21 protein-coding genes are annotated in these 21,529 nt (G+C 68.1%); 12 read left to right on the plus strand and 9 right to left on the minus strand.

What is annotated here, in order from left to right; all coding sequences use genetic code 11:
- Window positions 1-133: 133 nt before the first annotated feature.
- Window positions 134-1,384 carry an aminotransferase class I/II-fold pyridoxal phosphate-dependent enzyme gene (locus ACFCVM_RS14575; protein WP_375837240.1) on the plus strand — a complete coding sequence of 417 codons (1,251 nt, stop codon included), beginning with the start codon at window positions 134-136 and terminating at the stop codon, window positions 1,382-1,384.
- On the opposite strand, the gene ACFCVM_RS14580 is transcribed toward ACFCVM_RS14575, so the two are convergent.
- Window positions 1,371-2,213 (minus strand): carbon-nitrogen hydrolase family protein, encoded by an 843-nt coding sequence (locus tag ACFCVM_RS14580; protein ID WP_375837241.1) that lies wholly within the window; start codon window positions 2,211-2,213, stop codon window positions 1,371-1,373. The two genes, ACFCVM_RS14575 and ACFCVM_RS14580, sit on opposite strands and share 14 nt — an antisense overlap.
- A gap of 198 nt (window positions 2,214-2,411) precedes the next feature.
- On the opposite strand from ACFCVM_RS14580, the gene ACFCVM_RS14585 reads away from it, so the two are divergent.
- Window positions 2,412-3,872, plus strand: coding sequence for an MFS transporter (locus ACFCVM_RS14585; RefSeq protein ID WP_375837242.1), 1,461 nt, complete (start codon window positions 2,412-2,414; stop codon window positions 3,870-3,872).
- Between the two features lie 81 nt (window positions 3,873-3,953).
- Here the strand turns inward: ACFCVM_RS14585 and ACFCVM_RS14590 are convergent, their stop codons facing one another.
- Window positions 3,954-4,361, minus strand: a complete 408-nt coding sequence (locus ACFCVM_RS14590) for a hypothetical protein (RefSeq protein ID WP_375837243.1) — start codon at window positions 4,359-4,361, stop codon at window positions 3,954-3,956.
- Between the two features lie 238 nt (window positions 4,362-4,599).
- Between ACFCVM_RS14590 and ACFCVM_RS14595 the strand changes: the two genes are divergently transcribed.
- Window positions 4,600-6,858, plus strand: coding sequence for a LuxR C-terminal-related transcriptional regulator (locus tag ACFCVM_RS14595; RefSeq protein ID WP_375837244.1), 2,259 nt, complete (start codon window positions 4,600-4,602; stop codon window positions 6,856-6,858).
- Window positions 6,859-6,866: 8 nt separating this feature from the next.
- Here ACFCVM_RS14595 and ACFCVM_RS14600 read toward each other — a convergent pair whose 3' ends face one another.
- Window positions 6,867-7,217, minus strand: coding sequence for a carboxymuconolactone decarboxylase family protein (locus tag ACFCVM_RS14600; protein WP_375837245.1), 351 nt, complete (start codon window positions 7,215-7,217; stop codon window positions 6,867-6,869).
- Between the two features lie 74 nt (window positions 7,218-7,291).
- Entirely contained in the window at window positions 7,292-8,569 is a 1,278-nt protein-coding gene (locus ACFCVM_RS14605; RefSeq protein WP_375837246.1) for an AI-2E family transporter, read from the minus strand.
- A 163-nt stretch (window positions 8,570-8,732) separates the two neighbouring features.
- Here ACFCVM_RS14605 and helR point away from each other — a divergent pair, with 163 nt between their 5' ends.
- On the plus strand, window positions 8,733-10,943 hold the full coding sequence (gene helR / locus ACFCVM_RS14610; RefSeq protein ID WP_375837637.1) for an RNA polymerase recycling motor ATPase HelR: 2,211 nt from the start codon (window positions 8,733-8,735) through the stop codon (window positions 10,941-10,943).
- On the opposite strand, the gene ACFCVM_RS14615 is transcribed toward helR, so the two are convergent.
- The gene (locus ACFCVM_RS14615) at window positions 10,904-11,176 is read right to left on the minus strand and encodes a hypothetical protein (protein WP_375837247.1); all 273 of its coding nucleotides are present in this window, start codon (window positions 11,174-11,176) and stop codon (window positions 10,904-10,906) included. The two genes, helR and ACFCVM_RS14615, sit on opposite strands and share 40 nt — an antisense overlap.
- Entirely contained in the window at window positions 11,173-11,337 is a 165-nt protein-coding gene (locus ACFCVM_RS14620) for a hypothetical protein (RefSeq protein ID WP_375837248.1), read from the minus strand. The genes ACFCVM_RS14615 and ACFCVM_RS14620 overlap by 4 nt, the downstream gene beginning before the upstream one ends.
- A 241-nt stretch (window positions 11,338-11,578) precedes the next feature.
- Between ACFCVM_RS14620 and ACFCVM_RS14625 the strand changes: the two genes are divergently transcribed.
- From ACFCVM_RS14625 to ACFCVM_RS14635, 3 genes are all read left to right on the plus strand, one after another.
- Complete coding sequence (locus ACFCVM_RS14625; protein ID WP_375837249.1) at window positions 11,579-11,743, plus strand: hypothetical protein; 165 nt, start codon at window positions 11,579-11,581, stop codon at window positions 11,741-11,743.
- 68 nt (window positions 11,744-11,811) lie between these two features.
- The gene (locus ACFCVM_RS14630) at window positions 11,812-12,729 is read left to right on the plus strand and encodes a CorA family divalent cation transporter (RefSeq protein ID WP_375837250.1); all 918 of its coding nucleotides are present in this window, start codon (window positions 11,812-11,814) and stop codon (window positions 12,727-12,729) included.
- Window positions 12,730-12,876: 147 nt separating this feature from the next.
- Window positions 12,877-13,269: an SHOCT domain-containing protein gene (locus ACFCVM_RS14635; RefSeq protein WP_375837252.1), complete on the plus strand. Its 393-nt coding sequence runs from the start codon at window positions 12,877-12,879 to the stop codon at window positions 13,267-13,269.
- A gap of 13 nt (window positions 13,270-13,282) precedes the next feature.
- Here the strand turns inward: ACFCVM_RS14635 and ACFCVM_RS14640 are convergent, their stop codons facing one another.
- A complete protein-coding gene (locus ACFCVM_RS14640) occupies window positions 13,283-13,765 on the minus strand; it encodes a universal stress protein (RefSeq protein ID WP_375837253.1) in 483 nt (160 codons plus the stop codon).
- A gap of 92 nt (window positions 13,766-13,857) precedes the next feature.
- A complete protein-coding gene (locus ACFCVM_RS14645) occupies window positions 13,858-14,484 on the minus strand; it encodes a TetR/AcrR family transcriptional regulator C-terminal domain-containing protein (protein ID WP_375837638.1) in 627 nt (208 codons plus the stop codon).
- A gap of 111 nt (window positions 14,485-14,595) precedes the next feature.
- Between ACFCVM_RS14645 and ACFCVM_RS14650 the strand changes: the two genes are divergently transcribed.
- Window positions 14,596-14,841: a hypothetical protein gene (locus tag ACFCVM_RS14650; protein WP_375837254.1), complete on the plus strand. Its 246-nt coding sequence runs from the start codon at window positions 14,596-14,598 to the stop codon at window positions 14,839-14,841.
- Window positions 14,842-14,907: 66 nt separating this feature from the next.
- Window positions 14,908-15,315 carry a nitroreductase/quinone reductase family protein gene (locus ACFCVM_RS14655; RefSeq protein WP_375837255.1) on the plus strand — a complete coding sequence of 136 codons (408 nt, stop codon included), beginning with the start codon at window positions 14,908-14,910 and terminating at the stop codon, window positions 15,313-15,315.
- Window positions 15,316-15,436: 121 nt separating this feature from the next.
- Here the strand turns inward: ACFCVM_RS14655 and ACFCVM_RS14660 are convergent, their stop codons facing one another.
- Entirely contained in the window at window positions 15,437-16,687 is a 1,251-nt protein-coding gene (locus ACFCVM_RS14660) for a hypothetical protein (protein ID WP_375837256.1), read from the minus strand.
- Between the two features lie 555 nt (window positions 16,688-17,242).
- Between ACFCVM_RS14660 and nhaC the strand changes: the two genes are divergently transcribed.
- From nhaC to ACFCVM_RS14675, 3 genes are read left to right on the plus strand one after another with little or no spacing between them, the layout of a single operon-like run.
- Entirely contained in the window at window positions 17,243-18,754 is a 1,512-nt protein-coding gene (nhaC, locus tag ACFCVM_RS14665) for a Na+/H+ antiporter NhaC (protein WP_375837258.1), read from the plus strand.
- On the plus strand, window positions 18,751-20,193 hold the full coding sequence (locus ACFCVM_RS14670) for a basic amino acid/polyamine antiporter (protein WP_375837259.1): 1,443 nt from the start codon (window positions 18,751-18,753) through the stop codon (window positions 20,191-20,193). Before nhaC ends, ACFCVM_RS14670 begins: the two co-directional genes overlap by 4 nt.
- A gap of 19 nt (window positions 20,194-20,212) precedes the next feature.
- Window positions 20,213-21,463, plus strand: coding sequence for an arginine deiminase (locus ACFCVM_RS14675; protein WP_375837260.1), 1,251 nt, complete (start codon window positions 20,213-20,215; stop codon window positions 21,461-21,463).
- The last annotated feature ends 66 nt before the right edge of the window (window positions 21,464-21,529 follow it).

Raw genomic sequence — 21,529 nt, forward strand, 5'->3', positions numbered from 1 at the left:
CGCCGGGATTTCTCCGAATGCCGTGCCGGGGGCTGCGCTGCCTGCGCCAGCGTATCGGCAGCACCCTCGAATTCGGTGAGAACGGGAGCGATCGTCGCCCCGGACGGCGCGACCCCTCGCGTACGGTGTGAGTGTGAGCGACTTCTCTCCCGCGTCGGGCCTCGCGCCGTGGCAACGAACCGCGGCCGGCGCCGGCCTCCTTGCCGCCGACGGCTCGATCGCCCCGACGATCTTCGCCGAGATGAGCGCGCTCGCCGCCCGCACCGGCGCGATCAACCTCGGGCAGGGATTCCCCGACGAAGACGGCCCGGCCGAGGTGCTCGAGGCGGCGCGGCGGGCGATCGCCGACGGGGTGAACCAGTACCCGCCCGGCATCGGCATGCCGGTGCTGCGCGAGGCGATCGCCGCCCACCAGCGCCGGTGGTACGGCATCGAGCTCGACGCGGCATCCGAAGTGCTCGTGACGGCCGGCGCGACGGAGGCGCTTGCGGCCACGCTGCTCGCGTTCGTCGACGCCGGCGATGAGGTCGTGACCTTCGAGCCGTACTACGACGCGTACGCCGCGATCATCGCCCGCGCCGGCGGGGTGCACCGCACCGTGCCCCTGCGCTGGGCGCGCGACGGGTCGGGCGAGCGGGCGTCCGGCTCCGGCTGGCAGCCGGATCACGACGAGCTGCGCGCGGCCGTGACCGACCGCACCCGCGTGATCCTCGTGAATTCGCCGCACAACCCGACGGGTGCGGTCCTCGACGCCGAGACGCTCGCGCTCGTCGTCGAACTCGCCGAACGGCACGATGCGCTGATCGTCACCGACGAAGTCTACGAGCACCTCGTGTTCGGCGCGGCGCACATCCCCGTCGCGACCCTGCCCGGTGCCCGTGAGCGCACGATCTCGATCTCGTCGGGCGGCAAGACCTTCTCGACCACGGGATGGAAGGTCGGCTGGCTCACCGCGCCTGCGCCGCTCGTGACCGCCGTGCTCGCGGTCAAGCAGTACCTGACCTATGTCAACGGCGCCCCGTTCCAGCCCGCCATCGCGACCGGGCTCGGCCTGCCCGACGCCTTCTTCTCGGATGCCGCGGCAACCCTCGCGGCCAAGCGAGACCTGCTCGCCACGGGTCTCGAGGCCGCCGGCTTCACGCTCTCGCTCCCGCAGGCCGGCTACTTCGTCATCGCGGATGCCGCGCCCCTCGGCTACACCGACGGCGCCGAGCTGTGCCGCGCCCTGCCCGGCCTTGCGGGCGTCGTCGGCGTGCCGGTCACGGCGTTCGTGCACCCCGATCGCCAGGGCGCCTACTCGAGCCTCGTGCGGTTCGCGTTCTGCAAGCGACGCGACGTGCTCGAGGAGGCTTCCGCCCGGCTCTCCGGGCTCAGCGCGAGGTGACGGTGAACCGCCGCACCGCGAGTGCGGGGTTCACCCGGCGCACGGCGTCGATGCGCGCCTTCGAGATCCAGGCGACCGCGACATCCGTCGTCTCGCCGATCGTGGCGAGCTCGACGCCCATCGGGTCGACGATCATGCTGTTGCCCGCGCCGATCGGCGGCGCCTGGTCGGCCGCGGCGACGTAGATCGTGTTCTCGAGCGCCCGCGCGGTCGTGAGCACCCGCCAGTGCGCCTCCTTCAGCGGGCCGCGCACCCATTCGGCCGGCATGCACACGACGTCGGCGCCGGCATCGACGATGCGGCGCGTGACTTCGGGGAACCTCGCGTCGTAGCAGGTCTGCAGACCGAAGCGGATGCCTCCGGCCTCGAACGTCTCGGGCTCCTCGATCGCCCCCGGCGCCACCCAGGCCGACTCCTGCTGCCCGAACGCGTCGTAGAGGTGCAGCTTGCGGTAGCTGGCGACGATGCCCTCGCCCGGTGCGACCGCGACCACCGTGTTCGCGACGCGTCGGTCGGCGGGGTCGTCGCCCGCGCGATCGAGGCGTTCGATCATGCCGGCGACGAGGTGCACGCCGAGTCGGTCGGCGACCCCGGCGAGGTGGGCCGTGAATGCGCCGTCGACGGGCTCGGCCGCAGTGAGCCAGTCTTCGCCGGGCTCGGGCGTGAAATAGCTCGAGTACTCGGGAAAGACCACGAGCCGAGCGCCTCGTGATGCGGCGAGCGCGGCGAGCCGTTCGATCTCTCCGAGGTTGGCGGCAGCGTCGGCATTCGGCACGAACTGCGCGACGGCGACGCCGAACCCCTCGGTCGTGCTCTGCATGTGCTGCATCCGCTCAGCCTACGACGCCGGGCCGTCGCGCCCCAGTCATCGGAAGCTCGCCGACGTGCCCGAATTCCCAGTCTCGTTTGTTACGGTGATCCTCTGGCCAACTCCGATGTTGGCGTGGTCGAGCCGCCGGAGGGCGCAACGATCCGGGCTGGAAACCCCGGCATTCACGCGTTCTCATTCGAAAGGCGGGCTACGCCCATGTCCAAAACCACGTCCCGGCGCTGGTGGGTCCTCGGGATCCTCGCGCTGACGCAGCTGGTCGTCGTGCTCGACGGCACCATCGTCAACATCGCGCTGCCCGAGGCGCAACGCGCTCTCGGTCTCACCGACGTCGAGCGCCAGTGGGTCGTCACGGCGTACGCACTCGCCTTCGGGGCCCTGCTGCTGTTCGGCGGCCGTATCGCCGACTACTGGGGCCGCAAGCGCACATTCATCGTGGGCATGGTGGGCTTCGGCGTCGCCTCGATCATCGGCGGCATCGCCCAGACGGGCGGCGAGCTGATCCTCGCCCGCGGCCTGCAGGGCGTGTTCGCGGCGATGATGGCTCCCGCTGCACTCGCGCTGCTCACCGTCACCTTCCCCGGCGGACGCGAGCGCAACACGGCGTTCGCCGTCTTCGGGTCGGTCGCGGGTGCCGGCGCCGGCGTCGGCCTCCTGCTGGGCGGCGTGCTCACCGAGTTCGTCGACTGGCGCTGGTGCCTGCTCGTCAACGTGCCGATCGTGATCGTCACCATCATCGCCGGCCTGCTGCTCGTCACCGAGAGCAAGGCCGAAGGCGACAACCGCTACGACTGGCTCGGGGTCATCACTGTGGCGCTCGGTCTCGGCTCGCTCGTCTACGGCTTCACGCTCGCCGAGCACAGCTGGGTCGCGCTCGACACCCTCGGCTTCATCGCGGCCGGCGTCGTGCTGCTCGCCCTGTTCGTGTGGATCGAATCGCGTGTCGCCCAGCCGCTGCTTCCCCTGCGCATCGTGCTCGACAAGGTGCGCGGCGGCGCGTTCCTGCTGCAGGCGATCGCCGGCAGCGTCATGATCGGCGCCACCGTCTACCTGACGTTCCACCTGCAGATCGTGCTCGGCTTCTCGCCGCTGACGGCCGGGCTCGCGAGCCTTCCGCTCCCGATCGTGATCGCGCTCGTCGCGCCGATCGCCACGAAGCTCCTGACTCGCTTCGGCGCACGCCCGCTCATGATCACCGGCCCGCTGTTCGCAGCGGCCGGACTCTTCCTGATGAGCTTCATCACGGTCGGCGGCAACTACTTCACGCAGGTGCTTCCGGGGCTCGTGCTGCTCGCCATCGGCATGTCCCTGCTCTTCGTGCCCATGCAGAACCTCGCCCTCGCCGGTGTCGCCGGGCATGACGCAGGTGCCGCAAGCGCCACGGCGAACGCCGCGATGCAGATCGGCGGGTCGCTCGGCCTCTCGATCTTCACCGCCGCGTATGCGGCAGCCTCGGGTGCGATCGACGTCACGAACACCGCGAGCCGGCTCGACGCCTTCGTGAACGGCTATTCGGCGGCCTTCGTCGCCGCCTCGATCGCCATGGTCATCGGCTGCGTGCTCGCGATCGTGCTGATCCGCCCGAATCGCACGGATGCCGCGGCGCATGCCGGAGAGACGCCGTCGGGTGCTGTGGAGGCGGTCTCCATCGATCGGTGACGCGGCGCGGGCCTGACGACACGGCCGCAGGCACTGGACCCCCCGGTCCCAGTGCCTGCAGCAGCCTCGACCCGGCGGCGACTACCCGTTCGCCTGCGCGAGCTCCCGACCGTGGGCGGTGATCGCGTAGATGACGAGGATGTCGACACCGATGACGATGATCGACCACCAGGGCTGCGCCGGGATCAGGAGCAGCTGTCCGAGTGCGCTCAGCGAGACGACGATGATCGCGACGATCCGCGCCCAGGTCGCACCCGAGAGCAGGGCGACGCCCGTGAGCACGAGCAGCAGGCCGATGATGAGGTTCCACCACCCCCAGCCCGTGATGTCGAAGAGGAAGAGCCCCTCTTCGGTGACCGTGTAATACGTGTTGGAGCCGAGCAGTGCGACGAACGCCTGCAGGGCGCTGAACGCACCGTTCAGGATGAGGATGATGGCCGCGAAGCCGATCCATCCGATCCACCCGGTCTGCTGTGGTGCAGTGCTCATGGTCGTCTGCCCTCCTGCTCGGGCGCCGTCGACGAGGCGTCGCCGGCGATTCGGTTGAACACTCGACAGCGTGGCGCTGATCGGCGCGCGGGGCATCATTCAGATCGCATGAATGCTCGAATCGTCGCCGAACGGCGACGAACGGGCCTTCCGTCGCCTGAGGCGTCACCTGAACGCAATGCCGACACACCCGCATCGGGGCGTTGTTGCGCGGTCTGCCGGTCAATATGCTTCGACCGTGCGCGGTGATGCCCCGCCGGCGGAGACGCCGGACGTCGAGCTCGATCAGCAGCTGCTCGACGCGAAGCTTTCCGCCCCGGAGCCGCAGGACCGGGGTTACGTCAGTCGCGCCGCGCAGATCGATGCCGCGCGCTCGAGCGGACGCCGTTTCATCGGGGTCACGGCACCGGCCGGCTACGGCAAGTCGAGCCTGCTCGCCGAGTGGACCCGCCGTGAGAACCGGCCTGTGGCCTGGGTGTCGCTCGACCGATACGACGACGATCCGGCCGCACTGCTGACACTGCTCGCAGCAGCGTTCGCACGGGTGGAGCCGGGCGCCGCACGGCTGCCCCTCCAGATGACCGGACACGGTGTCGCGCTGCTCGGCCGCGAGGCGCCACTGCTCGCCGCCGCGCTGCGGCGCGCCCCGACGCCGTTCGTGCTGATGCTCGACGACCTGCAGGAACTGCGCGATCCCGCCTGCCGCGACGTGCTGAGCGTGGTCTTCGCCGGTATCCCCAACGGCTCGCAACTCGTCGTGGCCAGCCGCGGCGAGCCATGGCACCTGCCGCGCGCCCGTGCTGAAGGGGATGCGTTCGAGATCACGGCAGGCGACCTCGCGCTGGATGCGACCGGCGTTCAGAAGATCTTCGCGAACACGCGAGTTCCGCTCTCGTCCGACGATGCGCGGGAGCTCGTCGAACGCACCGAGGGCTGGCCCGTCGGCGTCGTGCTCGCGGCCGCGATCGCGAGCGATGGAGAGCGACCGCCCACGACCGTCACCGGCGACGACCGCTATGTCGCCGATTACCTGTACCGGGAATCCCTCGTCAACCTGCCGGAGCATCACCAGCGGTTCCTCCGGCGCACTGCAGTGCTCAACACCCTGTCGGCTCCGCTCTGCGATGCGATCCTCGAGAGCCATGACGCCCAGCTCGTGCTCGGCGAGCTGGATGCGTCGAACGTCTTCATCGTGCCGCTCGATCGAAGTCGGGGCTGGTACCGCTACCACGCGCTCTACCGCGAGTTCCTGCTCGGCGAGCTTCGTCGTCTCGAACCGGAGTCGGTGCCGGAACTCCGGAACCGTGCGGCGACCTGGTTCGAGGCGCAGGGCTCGACGGCCATGGCGATCGAGCTCCTGCTCGACCAGCCCGCCGAACGCCCCCGGACCGCCCGCCTGATCGCCGCGACGGCGCTGGCGAGCTACCAGTCGGGACAGCTCGCCACGGTGCAGCGCTGGATGCGGACGATCGGCGACCCGGCGATCGAGGCGTACCCTCCGCTCGCCGTGCTCGCGGGTTGGGTGATGGCGCTCTCGGGGCAGGCGACGGAGGCGGCGCGGTGGGCGTCGGCCCTCGAGCGCAGCTCCTACGACGGCGAGCCCGATGACGGCTCGGCGTCATTCGATTCCGCCAGGGCGATGCTGCGGTCGGCGATGTGCCCCGCGGGCCCGGAACAGGCGCTGGCCGACGCCGAGCTGGCGTGCGCCGCGGAGCCGAGCTGGAGCCCGTGGCGCGACCAGGCGCTGCAGCTGCTGGGTGAGGCCCGACTGCTCGTCGGCGACATCCCGGGTGCCGTGACGGCGCTCCGTGAGAGCGCGACGATCGCGTCGGCGACGGGGAACGCCGAGGGCCTGGTCGTCTGCGCGGCCGAGCTCGCCCTGCTGTCGATGGATGCCGGACGGTGGGAGGAGGCCGCGGCACACATGACGGCGGCGCTCGACGCGATCGACGATCGACACATGTACGACTACGCGACCGCAGTGCTCGCATTCACGCAGGCGGCACGTCTTGCGCTCCATCGCGGAGACCTCCCCGCCGTGCGCCGAGAGCTCACCCGCGCGATGCGCGCACGCCCCACCTCCACCGATGCGATCCCGTACCTCGCCGTTCGCGCGCGGCTGCAGCTCGCCAAGGTCTTCTGGGCCATGGCCGATCATGCGACCGCGCACCACCTGCTGCGCGAGATCGACGACATCCGCCTCCGTCGGCCGGAGCTCGGCGCGCTCGCCGATCAGGTCGACGAGTTCCAGCGCCTCGTGACGATGAGCGAGCAGCAGGGCGAGGACAGCGGCCCGCCGCTCACCCCGGCGGAACTGCGCCTGCTGCCGTACCTGCAGACGCACCTCTCGGTCCGGGAGATCGGCGAGCGACTCTTCGTCTCACGCAACACCGTGAGTTCCGAACTCGGATCGATCTACCGCAAGCTCGGCGTCTCCGCCCGGAGCGACGCGGTGGAGCGGGCGACCCAGCTCGGCCTGCTCGGTTCGGGACTCTGAGCGCCGCACTAACGGGTCGTGCCGGCCCCGAGTTCGTCGACATCGATCTCGAGGTCGTGGCCGAGCGCCAGTGCGACCTTCGGTGCGGCTGCGACGACCCGGGGAAGGCCGACGATGGGGATGACGCCGACCAGCACGTCGACGATCTGCGCCGGCGTCGTGCCGGTGCTGATCGCCGCGTCGACCTGCGCCCCGAACGACGGCTCGGCCCCGCCGATCGACACGAGCGCGGCGATCCTGGCGAGGGCGAGCGACTTGGGGTCGAGCCGGCCCGAGCCGCCGGCGGCGTCTTCGGCCTCCGTCTCGGCGAGCCGTTCGTCGTTGATCGCGAGCCGTCGCAGTCGGTCGGTGTAGTCCATGAGACGCCTCCCTCGATTCGTCGGTCGCAGCCTTCCTCTGACAGGCAACCCCTGCGCGCCGCCTGCCGCATCACCTACAAGGGATGATTCGCCGCCTTCGCGGCCTTCCGTTCCTGTCGAGCCGCCTTGGATTCCGCATCGGACTCCGCCATGATCTGCTTCGTCTCGTCGAGTTCTCCGAGCATCGGCCGTATCCACGCCATCGACGGGTTCGCATCCACGAGCAGGAGCCGCACGAGCAGGCTGAGCGGGATGGCGAGGATCGCACCGATCGGCCCGATCACGACCGCCCAGAACAGCACGGAGAAGAACGTGATGGTCTGACTGAGGCTCACCGCCCTGCCGACGACACGCGGCTGGATGACCGACTGGATGACGGCGTTGATGACTCCATAGACGATGACGACGGCGATCACCGTCGGCCACCCGCCGACGAGCGCGCCGAAGATGATCGGCGGGATGATCGCGAGGAAGTACCCGATGTTCGGGATGAACGAGCAGATGAATGCCAGCAGGCCCCAGATGAACGCTCCGGGCACCTGGAGGATGAGCAACGCGACCCAGTTGATGACGCCCTGCACGAGCCCGAGCACGGTCGTCACGACCATGTACCGGCGCACGTTGTCGCCGTAGTTCACGAATCCCGTGACGATGAGCGGACGGACCGGCTGCAGCTGCCGGTGCAGGTGCGGCAGGAAAGCCGCATCCATCGCCATGAGGAGCAGCATCGTGAAGATGATCACGAGGCCCGACACCCACCCGGTGAGGCCGCCGACGATGCCGCCGAGGAATCCGATCAGCGCCGACGGATCGAAGTCGGCCGACATCGCGCTCACCTCGGTGGAATCGATGCCGATCGAGTTCAGCCACGTCGCGACGGATTGACCGAATGCCGCGATCTCATCGCTGAAGTCGGCCAGCAGCGTGCCGAACTGACCGATGGCGATGAGGATGGCGTAGCCGAGGGCCACGAGCAGCAGCGTCACCGCGAGGATCACCGAGCCCGTCGCGATGCCCCGGGGCACGCCGCGGCCCTCGAGCCAGAGTCGCAGCGGATGCACGCAGATCGTGAGCACGAAGGCGAGGAACACCGGAGCGAAGATGCCCGAGATCGCCGCAAGGCCGAAGATCGCGACCGCGCCGCCGCCGATGCCCATGAGGATGAATGCGTTGCGGTGCTCGTCGCGCACCACGATCGCCTCGGGCGGGGCCGATGCCGCCGACGGCTCGAGTGGCGCCGTCACGGCCGGTGAGCGCTTCTTCGTCCACCACATGAGGACTCCGATCCGCGTGCCGTGGGTGCCGCACGCAGCCACACCGTACGACCGGTCGGAGTCGCGGTCATCACCCATTCCGGATGAAAGCACCGTGCTGGTGAGACAGAAGTGGAGAGCACCTCTGCTCTCCACTCTCAGGATATCGCGGGGAGGGGGGCTTGCGGCAAGGCCCCCTCGGCGGCGCATACTGGTCGGCCGAGCCGGAGGCATCCGCTCGCGACACAGAGGAGCTGCACTGATTTCGCGCGTATTCGACCTGCCCGACACCCTCGCCGCCAAAGCCGCCCCGGCGCTCATCGCGCGTGACGAAGAGCACTTCGCCGCGATCGCGGAGGCGCTCCGGCTCTCCATCGCGGAGGTCTCCGACCGCCTCGCGGTCGAGCTGAGATCGCCCGGTGGGACCGGCCAGGCGGCGCTCGACCGCGACCTCGAGATCCACCGGCTGAGCGGGCGGCTGCGAACGCTCCGCCGCTTCGGCCTCGACCTGTGCCTCGGCAGGATCGTCGGCGCCGACGGCGGTGAGCCCGTCTACATCGGGCGCCTCGGCCTCACCGGGCCCGACGGTCGCCGTTTGCTCCTCGACTGGCGCTCACCCGCCGCCGAACCCTTCTTCGGCGCGACGCACGGCGACCCGATGGGCCTGACGAGCCGCCGCAGGTATCGCTGGACCCGTGGCCGCATCGCCGACTACTGGGATGAGGTGTTCACCCCCGAAGCGCTCGCCGGGCACGCCGCGCTCGATGACCAGTCCGCGTTCATCGCGAGCCTCGGCAGCTCCCGCTCGGCTCGCATGCAGGACGTGCTCGGCACCATCCAGGCCGACCAGGACGCCATCATCCGTGCCGGCTCCCGCGGCGCGCTCGTCGTCGACGGCGGACCGGGCACCGGCAAGACGGTCGTCGCCCTGCACCGCACGGCCTACCTGCTGTACTCCGATCCACGGCTCGGGCACCGGCGCGGCGGAGTGCTCTTCATCGGGCCTCATCAGCCCTATCTCGACTACGTCGCCGACATCCTTCCGGGCCTCGGCGAGGAGGGCGTGGCGACGTGCACCCTCCGCGACCTCGTGCCGGAGGGGGCTGCTGCCGGGAGCGAAGGCGACCCCGCAGTCGCCCGTGCGAAATCGTCGGCCGAGCTCGTGCAGGCCGTCGAGCGTGCGGTCGGGTACTACGAGCGGCCGCCTCGCGCCGGGATGACGGTCGAGACGCCGTGGGCCGATGTGTCGGTCGATGCCGACGATTGGGCCGAGGCGTTCGACGCGCCCGAGCCCGGCACCCCGCACAACGAGGCGCGTCTGCAGGTCTGGGAGGAACTGCTGGGCATCTTGAGCGATCGGCACGACGACGACGTGGAGCCCGAGGAGCTCCGCGCCGCGCTCGCCGACAGCCACGAACTGCGAACGACCTTCAACCGCGCATGGCCAGTGCTCGACCCCGCCGGCGTCATCGCCGACCTCTGGGCGGTGCCGGCCTACCTGCGGCGGTGCGCGCCCTGGCTCTCCGACGACGAGTTGCAGGTGCTGCAACGCGCCGACGCCCGCGCCTGGACGGTCGCCGATCTCCCGTACCTCGACGCGGCACGACAGCGCATCGGCGACCCGGAGGCATCCCGCGACCGCCGGCGGCGTGAGGCCGTCGCGGCCGCCCAGCGGGAGGAGATGTCGCGCGTTATCGACAACCTGATCGAGTCGCAGGTGCACGACGACGGGGAGGGCGTCATGACGATGCTCCGCGGGCAGGACGTGCAGTACTCGTTGATCGACGAGGCCGAGCTGCCGAGCCGTGATGCCGACGAACTCGCCGGCCCGTTCGCGCACATCGTCGTCGACGAGGCGCAGGAGCTGACGGATGCCGAGTGGCGGATGGTGCTCGCCCGCTGCCCGTCGCGGAGCCTCACGATCGTCGGAGATCGTGCCCAGGCCAGGCACGGATTCACCGAGTCGTGGCAGGAACGGCTCGCGCGCGTCGGGCTCGACCATGTCACCCTTGCGCACCTCACCATCAACTACCGGACTCCCGAGGAGGTCATGGCCGAGGCGGAGCCCGTCATCAGGGCTGCGATTCCCGACGCCAACGTGCCGACGTCGGTGCGCAGCAGCGGAGTGCCGGTCGCGCACGGCTCGGTGGCCGAACTCGACGAGGTCCTCGGCGCCTGGCTCTCCGAGCACGCCGAGGGCACCGCCTGCGTGATCGCCGGCGACGGCATCGAGTCGGGCGACCTGGGCAGGGATGCATCCGGTCGGCCCGCGCGCGTCAGTTTGCTGACGCCCGAACTCGCGAAGGGGCTCGAGTTCGACCTCGTCGTGCTCATCGACCCCGAGTCGTACGGCACCGGCATCGAGGGCGCGGTCGACCGCTACGTCGCGATGACGCGCGCGACGCAGCGACTCGTGATCCTCACGACCGCGGGTCAGGTCCAGTCGACCGAGTGCATCCAGCCTGCGATGTAGGCGCGCTCGTTCTCTCCGAGCCGGACCCCCAGGCGCGGCGCCCGACCGGGGTCGAGATCGCACAGTTCGAAGATGCGACGCACGACGACCGCCCGCAACGGCGCGTCGAGGTTCTCCATCACCTCTCGTCGGAGCGGGCGCTCGAGCATGGGCCACCACAGTCCGATCGGCGGAAGCCCGTCCGCCCGCGACGCACGTTCGTCGTGGGCCGGTTCATCGATCACGGAGCTCACTGCGCCGGCTCCTCGCTCGTGCGACCCGTCTCCAGGTCGCGGACGACGACGTGCTCGTCGGGGTCGGCGTCCTCTTCGGCCCGCTGGTGCTGCTCCGCCGCATCGACGGCCTGATCGAGTTCCTCGTCAGCGCTCGACTCCGTAGGGAAGGGGTCTCTCATCGTTGTGCTCCTCGTTCCGGCCGGCCACGACATCGGGGCCGACACTTCGAAGCTACGCGCGGGTGCGGCGTCCGGATAGGGATTGACATTCCGCCGGGGAGCACGCCGCGCGGCGGTAGCGGCGGCAACCCCCTCGAATCGGCTGCATGTCAAGCCCTCGACGTCGTCCTGCAGGGCGATCTAACCTTGCGACACCATGGTCCCTGCCGTCTCCAGCGCAGGGGCGGGCGAAGGGAACCCCATGAACATCCTGCTGATCATCGTCGTCATCGTCGCCGTGATCCTGGCGATCACCGGCGGCTTCGTGCAATCGCTGAACTTCCTGCTCTGGGTCGGACTCGTCCTCCTCGCGATCGCGGTGATCGCCTGGCTCATCCGGATGATCGCCGGTCGCAACAGCGCGTGAGCGTCGAGGCCCCTGCGGGCCCATCCCCGTCGGGACGAACGCCGCCGGCATTCCAACCGGTCATCCTCGTGAACCCCAGCAGGGAGGGGCTGGACGACGTGCGCCGGCGATTCGGCCTGCACCCCCTCGTCGTGGCCGATCTCCTCGGAGGGCGACAGCATCCGAAGTTCGAGCTCTTCGACGGCCATCTCTCCCTGACCATCTGGGACCTCCACCCGAGCGGCGACGGCGCCACCCGCGCCGAGACCGAGATCGCCATGATCCTGCACGACAAAGCACTCCTCGTCGTGCAATGCGGACCCGACCACGGCATGCGGGACATCTCCGCCCTGCTCGATGCGCCAGGTGGGGCCGACGAGCCGCTGTTGCCGGTGACGTCGCCGCTCTCGGCCGTCTATCGCATCCTCGATGCCGTTGTTCACGATTTCATCGAACTGTGCGCGGGAGTCGAGGAGGATCTCGACGCCGTCGAGGCCGAGGTCTTCGACAGTCGGATCCACGAGGACTACCGGAGCATCTACCGTCTGCGACATCGCATCGGCAGGATCGATCGGGCGGCGTCGGGACTCGCCGACGCGCTTCGCGCAGGCAATGCGGAGTTCGAGACGATCTTCACGCTCGAACCCGCACTGCGCCCGTATCTCATGCATCTCGAGCTCGCTGCCGAGGGTGCGGCGCGTCTCGCGTCGGCCGAGCATGCTGCACTCGACGCCGTCGTCTCCAGCCACGAGAGCAACGTCGCCACCCGCCAGAATCAGGACATGCGCACGATCTCGGCGTTCGCGGCGCTGCTCGCGATCCCGACCGTCATCGCGGGTCTCTACGGCATGAACTTCAAGAACCTCCCACTCATCACGTGGGAGTACGGCTGGGTCGCAGTGGGAGTCGCGGTGCTCGCCCTCGACCTCGTCGTCTACCTCGCGTTCAGGCGGCGCGGATGGCTCGGCGCGAGGTCCGGCGACCGCCGAGACGCCGGCACGGGCTGATCCCTCGATGTGTCGCTGCCTGCCGGCGCCGATGGAGGGACTGCGCAGACGAATCATCCGAATCGAATGATGTGCGCCTGAAACGGAAGCCGTACTCTCGCGGCAGTCGCAGTGAAACTGCGTCCGACGAGACGAAAGGCCATCGCCATGAACAGTTTCTGGGACTTCATCATCTGGCTCTTCTGGTTCTACGTGGTCATCGCGTGCATCTGGGTCTTCATCACGGTGATCGTCGACATCTTCAGGGACCACTCGCTGAACGGCTGGGCGAAGGCGCTCTGGGTGCTGTTCCTCGTCTTCGTGCCCTTCCTCGCGGCCTTCATCTACCTGATCGCGCGCGGTCGCGGCATGGCCGAACGCAACGCGGCAAGGGTGGCGGAGTCGCAGGCGGCGAGCGCCGACTACATCCGGAGCGTCGCCGGTTCCTCCTCGTCGTCTGCTGCGGCGGAGATCGAGAAGGGCAAGCAGCTGCTCGACAGCGGGGCGATCACGCAGGCGGAGTTCGACGCGCTCAAGGCGAAGGCGCTGCAGTCGGCGTAGCCCGCGCGAGTGGTCAGCGATTCAACGGCACGAGCAGCACTGGGCGCTCCTGTCCCATCGCGAGCGCCTTCGCCACTGAGCCGGCGAAGAACTCCTCGACGCGATGGAGGCCTCCGCGCCGCCTCGTACCGACCACGAGCATCCGCGAGTCCAGATCGGCGGCCAATCGAGACAGCGCACTCGCCGGATCCCCTGCGAGCACGCGGAAGGACCAGTCGACATCGCTGTTGGCGAGCGCCGCCGCGAGCCTGTCGCTGAGTGCGGCAGCGACGCCCGTCATCTCCTCGTCGATCTCGGGCTCGAGCGAGTCGTGGGTGCGCGGCTCCGTGTACTCGAGCTCGACGAGGGCGCTGTTGAGTTCGACGTAGGCGAAGACGACCTCGCAGTCGAACGCGCGTGCGGTGCGCTCGGCGGTCTCGATGATCCGCGGCGGGAGGCCCGGCTCGATGCCCACCACGATCGGCCCGTCATCAAGGTGGGTGTCTGATTCCGACATGTCGCTACCGCCAGTTCTCCGATGAGCACCATGGAACGCCTTCGGTCAGTCAAACACGAGGGCCGGCGCTGCACCAGTGCCGGACGCGGCCGTCAGGACGCGAGACCGGCCGTCGCCGCTGCGCCGCGGATGATCACGCCCAGGCAATCGCGGAAGAGGTCGTCAGGCGTCCGGTCGTCGCGGTAGTACTCGGCGATGCCGGCGACGACCGTCGGATACGCCGCGGCGAAGGCCGCCATGTCGAACTCCTGATCAGCGGCCGCGGCGGGCGGTCCCGTCTGCTCCTCGAGGACGTGGCCCACCGTGAAATGCTCAACGGTCAAGACGATGAGCCGGGCCTGTCGCAAGCGGACATCGCGAGCCACGAGGGTGCTGATCGCGAGTTCGGAGATCGCCGCCATTCTCAGGGACGTCTGCGAGGTCGAGATGATCCGCGCGCCGTCGGGGTGGGCCAGCAGCGCGCGGCGCAGTCGCTCGGCCAGATCGACCAGCCAGCCTTGCCACTGCTCGTCGGGCTTCGGCGGCACCAGCTCGGGAAATTGCTGTTCGAGGATGGCATCGGCGATCGCAGTGATCAGTGCCGCCTTGTTGGGCAGGTGCCAGTAGAGGGTCGGCTGTTGAACGCCGAGCCTCGCCGCGAGCTTGCGCAGCGTCACCCCGTCCAAGCCGTCGGCGTCGAGCAGCGCGACGGCCTCGGTGACGATCTGCCGCTTGTTCAACGCCACGAGCCCACCTCCGCGGTCACTCTATCAGCGATTGAGAACCATCTCTATCAGTGATAGAGTCGCGGTCTCTCCGACCGAGCGAAGCCTGAAAGGGAAGCGACGACGATGACCGACAAGCACACACTCCTCGACGAACTGCACGAGGCGACCCACCGCATCCCCGGCGCTCCCGCTCATGCGATGCGGCACGCCGGGCACCAGGGCGACACCCGCCACGGTCGCACCGCCCAGGTCGCGACCGCCGGTCGACGTGCGCACGGAAGCGGAGGGAACCACCCGGCCCGGCCGCCTCGCGTGCTGGTGGCGTGGCAGCGGCGGATCGCCGAGTTCTTCGGTCGGGAACGGGCCTGAACACAGAGCGGCATCGACGGAGCTGAGGAAGGGAAGATTCCGGGCTCCACCTGTGTTGTCGCTTGCATGGGTTGGAATGACGATGTCATAGAGACGTTCCGCAGCAGCAAGGGCACCGAGAACTTCTGGGGTCCGAAGCTGATCATCCTGCACTCGATCGGGGCGAAGTCGGGCGAGACCCGCCTGAATCCCGTCGTCGGTTTCCGCAACGAGCATGGATGGCGCGTGGTGGCGTCGAAGGGCGGCTCACCAGAGAATCCCGCCTGGTACCACAACCTGCGAGCGAACCCGTCATTCGAGATCGAAGCGCTCGTCGACGGCGAGATCGTCACGGTGCCGGTGACGGCGACCGAGATCGCAGGCGACGAATGGCAGGAAGCGTACGGCGCGATCACGGCCGAGGAACCGCAGTTCGGCGGCTACCTCGAGAAGACCGATCGCCGGATCCCGGTGCTGCAGCTCACCCGTCGCTAGCGAACCATCCTCGCCCGGCGTCCCCGCGTCTCGAGCACGGGCTGTGCCAACGGCGACCCAGAACTGGGGCGACTCAAGGGTCGCTGTTCACCTGACATCAGGTCGACCTGGCATCAGCGCATCAGGAACGTTCGTTCGTGATGCGCCGACGCGGCCTGATCACGCCTGTTCCAACGGCGATGAGGAGCAGACCGACCGCCACCAGCGGCGCAAGGGCGCCACTGTCTACGCCGCTTCGGGCAAGGGCAGCGAGAGAGATTTGCGCGGTGGAGCTCTGAGGAGGAACGGGTCCGCCTCGTCCGTTGCCCGTGACCGTTGCGACGTTCGTTATCCCTCCCCCTGTGACATCTTTCTCAGTGACTGTGTAAAGGGCCGTACACGTCATGGTGGTGCCTTCGGCGAGGGACGTCTCGGGGCAGGCCACCGGTCCGAGCATCGGGTCGTCGATCACGATGTCGGTGACGGTACCTCCGCCGGTATTCGTGATGACGAAGCTGTAGCGGAGCTCGGATCCTTCGACGAGGTCCCCCGGCACGACCGGTTCGACCGTTTTGGTGAGGGTCAGCGCGGGTTCCGGGTCGATGGCTTGCATTCGAAGGGTGCGGATGAGGTGAACGTCGGTGAATGCGCCAGTTGATGCGGCGAATCCGAACTTGACGGCTGGAGGTACGGGCGTCGGAGCCTCCATGGACAGGACCTGCTGGGAACCGCTGCCGTCGTGGAAGTCGATGAACACGGTGATGGTGTGCACGGGTTCCGGCTCGAGGAGCATCGTCACGGTGCGCCGTGACGGTTCCAGGGCTGCGACAGCGGCCACCGGGTCGGTGGTGACCGGGCCGGTAGTGGGGCCGTGGAGCATGCCCGGCAACGTGGATGCATTCGGCCCAGTAGCGGTCGCGGTGAGGAAGCAGTACCCGAGGGTCTGGTCGGTGCCAACGGGGCCTCGGACGGTCACCATGTTCTGGCCCGGCGCCGGTATCAGGAAGCTGGACCCGGCCGGGGACAGTTGGTCGGGCGGACAGCCTGCGCCTCGCTGTTCCCAGTCTCCGTAGAAGTTGCCGAGCACGTCGAACCCGAACCCGAGGTAGCCGCCGGCCACGCCGGGCACCATCGCGTTGGCGGGGTTGTCGTCGGGGAGTTTCTTGGCGTAGCCGAGGCTTCCGCCGAATGCGCCCGGTGCGTCGAGCGTGGCCGTCGCATCGACGAGGAAGAAGGCGATGCCGTCAGCGGTCTGATCCGCGAACTGCGGGATCGTGGAGTATCCGCCGTACTGCCACTGTTCGAAGGTGATCTCGACCCCGTCGGTCGCTGGGATCGGAGTGTCGTAGAGCACCGCGCCGGCTTGATCGGGGAGGGCGTCGGTGAGGCGCAAGTACCCGTTCGGGGCGGATCCGAGTGGAGGTGATACGGGGAAGAGACCCTCGAATCCGGCTGGTGGTGGGCCCTGCATTGGGCACCCGGTGAGTGGATGCTCCGCCGCGCCGAGACCACCGACGACTGGGGCGCCAGTCAGGCACGCGGTCCCGTACCCTGTGAACTCGGAGATCGCGGTCGCGCCCGTGAAGTCCTCGTCCAGCAGCAAGGGGCCGGTGGCTTGGGCGTGCGCCGCGGGCGCGCCACCAACGGATGACGCAGCACAGCAGAGAAGGAGCGCTGCACCCCCAACCAACGCAATCACGCCAGTGAGCCGCTTTCGCATCCTGTCACCGTACGCCCGGCACCCCGCGGACGCTACCCATGCGCTGCACTCGATGCGGTCTGGTTGGGTGACGGCGCACACCTGTGTGAACATGCCGCCAGCGCATCAGCCTCCAGAGATTGCGCCGTCGCGCTGTGACAGGCGTGAGAGCGATTTCATCCCCCCTCTCGACAAGAACCCACGCACCTGCGTAGATTCGCCACAGGCGGTCCACTTTGGGGGGACTATTTGACCAAGAAGAGAGCAACACAACGCGCGATTCGCAGGCCGTCGTTGCTCGACGCCCTGATCCCGCTCCTTGCCTTGGCTGTACTCCTCGCGGGATCGCTTGCCGTATTCGGGTTGGATGCGCTCGATGGTCCGATTCAGGTCGCCCTCATCTTCTGCGCGATGATCACCGCCCTCATCGCCGTGAAGAACGGTCACCCGTGGTCGTCGGTCCAGGAGGCCGGTCAAGAGGCGCTGTCGTCGATCACGAGCGCGATCTTCATCCTGCTCGCGGTCGGCGCGCTGATCGGCACGTGGAACCTCTCGGGGACGATCCCGACGCTCGTGTACTACGGCATTCAGGTGCTGCAACCATCGTGGTACTACGCGGCCGCTGCGTTGATCTGCGGTCTCATCGCGTTGAGCATCGGGAGTTCATGGACGACAGCGGCGACCATCGGCGTGGGGCTCGTCGGAATCGCGCTCATGCTCGGCGTCTCCCCTGCCATCACCGCAGGCGCAGTGATCTCGGGCGCGTACCTCGGCGACAAGCTCTCACCGCTGTCCGAAACGTCCGTGCTCGCGTCTCAGCTCGTGAAGGTCGACATCTACGAACACATCAAACGCCAGGCGTGGACCTCGATCCCCGCCTTCGTGCTGGCCTTCGCCGGATTCCTCACTCTCGGCTTCATCGGAGCGCCCGGCGTTGAGAACCCGGTCGGCATCGATACCGAACTGAGCAGCCTCAGCTCGATCTACAACATCACCCCGTGGAACCTGTTGCCACTGGTCCTGTTGATCGTGTTGTCGATCCGCAAGGTGCCGGCATCTCTCGCGCTGGCGTTCTCGGCACTCTTCGCCGGATTGCTCGCCCCGTTCCTCCAGCCTGAGGTAGTCCTCCAGTTCGCGGGCGACACGGGATCGGCCGTCCTCGACGGGATCAGGGCGGCCTGGATCGCAATGGCGAACGGTTTCTCGATCGACACCGGCATCGCCGAGATCGATCAATTGGTTTCACGCGGTGGCATGGACAGCATGCTGACCACACTGTGGCTGATCCTCGGTGCGGTGACGTTCGGAGCCGTGCTCGAGAAATTCGGCCTGATCTCGCGCCTGATCGATCCCCTGATCCATCGGGCCAAGAGCACCGGGCAGTTGTTCCTGACGGTGTTCGGCTGTGCTGTCGGCCTCAACCTGGTCGCCGGCGACCAGTACATCGCGCTCGTGCTTCCGACGCGCGTGTTCCGCGCAGAGTTCGAGACCCGTGGCCTCGCACCGACGATGCTCTCGCGCCTGGCGGCCGACAGCGGCACCGTCACCTCACCGCTGGTCCCGTGGAACTCGTGCGGCGCGTTCATGGCGGCCGTACTCGGCGTGCCCACGCTCGCGTACCTGCCGTACGCCTTCTTCAACATCGCGAGCCCGATCCTGAGCGTCCTGTACGGGTTCACCGGATTCAGGATCGAGCGATTTCGTCCCGAACCGTCGTCCGATTCCAACGTTGACGACACCACCAGCGAGGAGCACCAATGATGAGCACGACATCGACGGCACCCGGAAAGCTCAGCGTCCCAGCACTGACCGCGATGGTGGTGGGCTCGATGGTGGGTGCAGGCGTGTTCACGCTCCCGCAACGGTTCGCGAGCCAAACCGGTGTCTATGGAGCACTCATCGCCTGGGCGATCGCCGGAACGGGGATGCTGATGCTCGCGTTCGTATTCCAGAGCCTCGCAGTGCGAAAGCCCAACCTCGACAACGGCGTGTACGTGTACGCCCGTACCGGGTTCGGCGTGTACCCCGGCTTCCTCTCGGCGTTCGGATTCTGGGCGAGCGCCTGCGCGGGCAACACGTTCTACTGGGTGCTCATCACCTCGACGCTCAAGCCCCTGATCCCGGCGTTCGGCGACGGCGACACCATCTGGGCAGTCGCCGTCTCATCGGTCTTCGTCTGGGGCTTCTACCTCCTGATCATGCGCGGCGTGAAGGAGGCCGCCGGCATCAACGCGATCGTCACCGTCGCAAAAATCGTGCCACTCGTGCTGTTCGTCGTCGTGGTGATCTTCGCGTTCGATCCAGCTGTGTTCATCGGGAACCTCACCGGCGGCTACGACATCGGTGGCGAGACCCTCTTCGGCCAGGTGCAGGGCACCATGCTCGTGACCGTGTTCGTGTTCCTCGGCATCGAGGGCGCCAGCGTGTATTCGCGGTACGCGAAGAAGCGCAAGGATGTCGGCAGGGCAACGGTGCTCGGCTTCCTCTCGGTGCTCGCCCTGTTCGCGACGATCTCCATCCTCTCTTACGGCGTCCTCCCGCAGGCCGAGCTCGCCGAACTGCGCCAGCCCTCGGTCGGCAGCGTGCTCGAAGCCGTGGTCGGCCCGTGGGGCGCCTGGTTCATCAGCGCCGGCCTCATCGTCTCGGTGCTCGGCGCCTTTCTCGCGTGGAGCCTCATGGCTGCCGAAGTCCTGTACGCGGCAGCCAAGGACAAGGACATGCCGGCCTTCCTCGCCAACTGGACACCCAAGGGGGTGCCCGGCAATGCGCTGCTCATCTCGACGCTGTTCATCCAGCTCCTGCTCGTCGTCGTGCTGTTCGTCCAAGGCGCACTCGACTTCATGCTCGACCTCACCGCAGCGCTGGCGCTCATGCCGTTCGCCCTCGCAGCCGGGTATGCCCTGAAGATCGCGATCACCCGCGACGGATACACGGATCTCCCGAAATCCACCCGCACCCGCGACCTCATCGTCGCAGCGATCGCCGTGGTGTACACACTGTTCCTCGTCTTCGCCGCCGGGCTGCAATTCCTCTTGCTCGCCTGCCTGCTGCTCGCCCCGGCAACGCTCTTGTACGGGTTCGCACGCCGCGAGCAACAGCAGCGCCTGTTCACCACGCCAGGGTGGGTGGTGTTCATCATCGTGGTCATCGGCGCAGTGGCCTGCATCATCGGCCTCATCACCGGCTTCGTCAGCATCTAGCAGTCAGGAAGGCATCCCAATGAACACAACGTCCGCCGCATACGGCGTCCACTCCGAAGTCGGTGCACTGCGCAAGGTACTGGTCTGTGCACCCGGGCTGGCGCACCGGCGTCTGACCCCCACGAACGCGGACTCGCTCCTGTTCGACGACGTACTCTGGGTCGAGAATGCCCAGCGCGACCACGCTGACTTCGTCGCGAGCCTCCGCTCCAACGGAGTCGATGTCGTCGAACTGCACGAACTGCTCGCCGAGACCATGGCGATCCCCGATGCGCGCAACTGGCTCCTCGACCGCAAGATCACGGCCAACGAGGTCGGACTCGGACTGATCGACGCAACGCGCGGATTCCTCGAAACCCTGACCCCCGCAGAGTTGGCCGAGTTCCTGATCGGGGGGCTGGCCACCTCCGATGTGCCCGATGAGTACCGATCCGACTACGCCGCCCTCGCACGTGAATCGACCGGGGTGCGCGAGTACCTGATGCCGCCGCTTCCGAATACGTTGTACACGCGCGACACGACGTGTTGGCTGTACGGCGGGGTCACGCTCAACCCGCTGTACTGGCCGGCCCGTCATGATGAGACGCTGCTCATGAAAGCGATCTACCAGTTCCACCCCGACTTCGTCGGTTCGACCATCTGGTGGGGCGACCCGGAAAAGGACTGGGGACAGGCGACCTTCGAAGGCGGCGACATCATGCCGGTCGGCAACGGCGTCGTCCTCATGGGCATGAGCGAACGCACCTCCCGCCACGCCATCACGCAGGTCGCAGCGGCCCTGTTCGACGAGGGCGCCGCCCAGCAGGTGATCGTGGCCGGCATGCCGAAGCTCCGGGCCGCGATGCACCTCGATACCGTCTTCACGTTCGCAGACCGCGACATCGTCACCCTGTTTCCGAACATCGTGGACAGCATCCATTCGTTCTCACTTCGACCGGGCGGCACCGCTCGTGGGCTGCACCTCACCGACGAAGGCCACACCCCGTTCGTCGACGTCGTCGCGAAGGGTCTCGGACTCCCCCGACTGCAGGTCATCGAGACGGGCGGCGACGTCTACGCCTCCGAACGCCAGCAGTGGGACAGCGGCAACAACGCCGTAGCGTTGAAGCCCGGTGTTGTCTACACCTATGACCGCAATACCCAGACCAACGACCTGCTGACCAAGGCCGGCATCGAGGTCATCCCGATCGTCGGCGGTGAACTCGGGCGAGGGCGAGGCGGCGGGCACTGCATGACCTCCCCGATCATCAGGGACGCCGTCGACTACTGACGTTCCCAGATGGTCGGCCCAGCCATGAGTCCGTTCAGATCGCTCAGCTCGATAGCCCCGACGCTT

The sequence above is a fragment of the Agromyces sp. NPDC056389 genome (assembly GCF_042262385.1).
Classification (GTDB): domain Bacteria; phylum Actinomycetota; class Actinomycetes; order Actinomycetales; family Microbacteriaceae; genus Agromyces.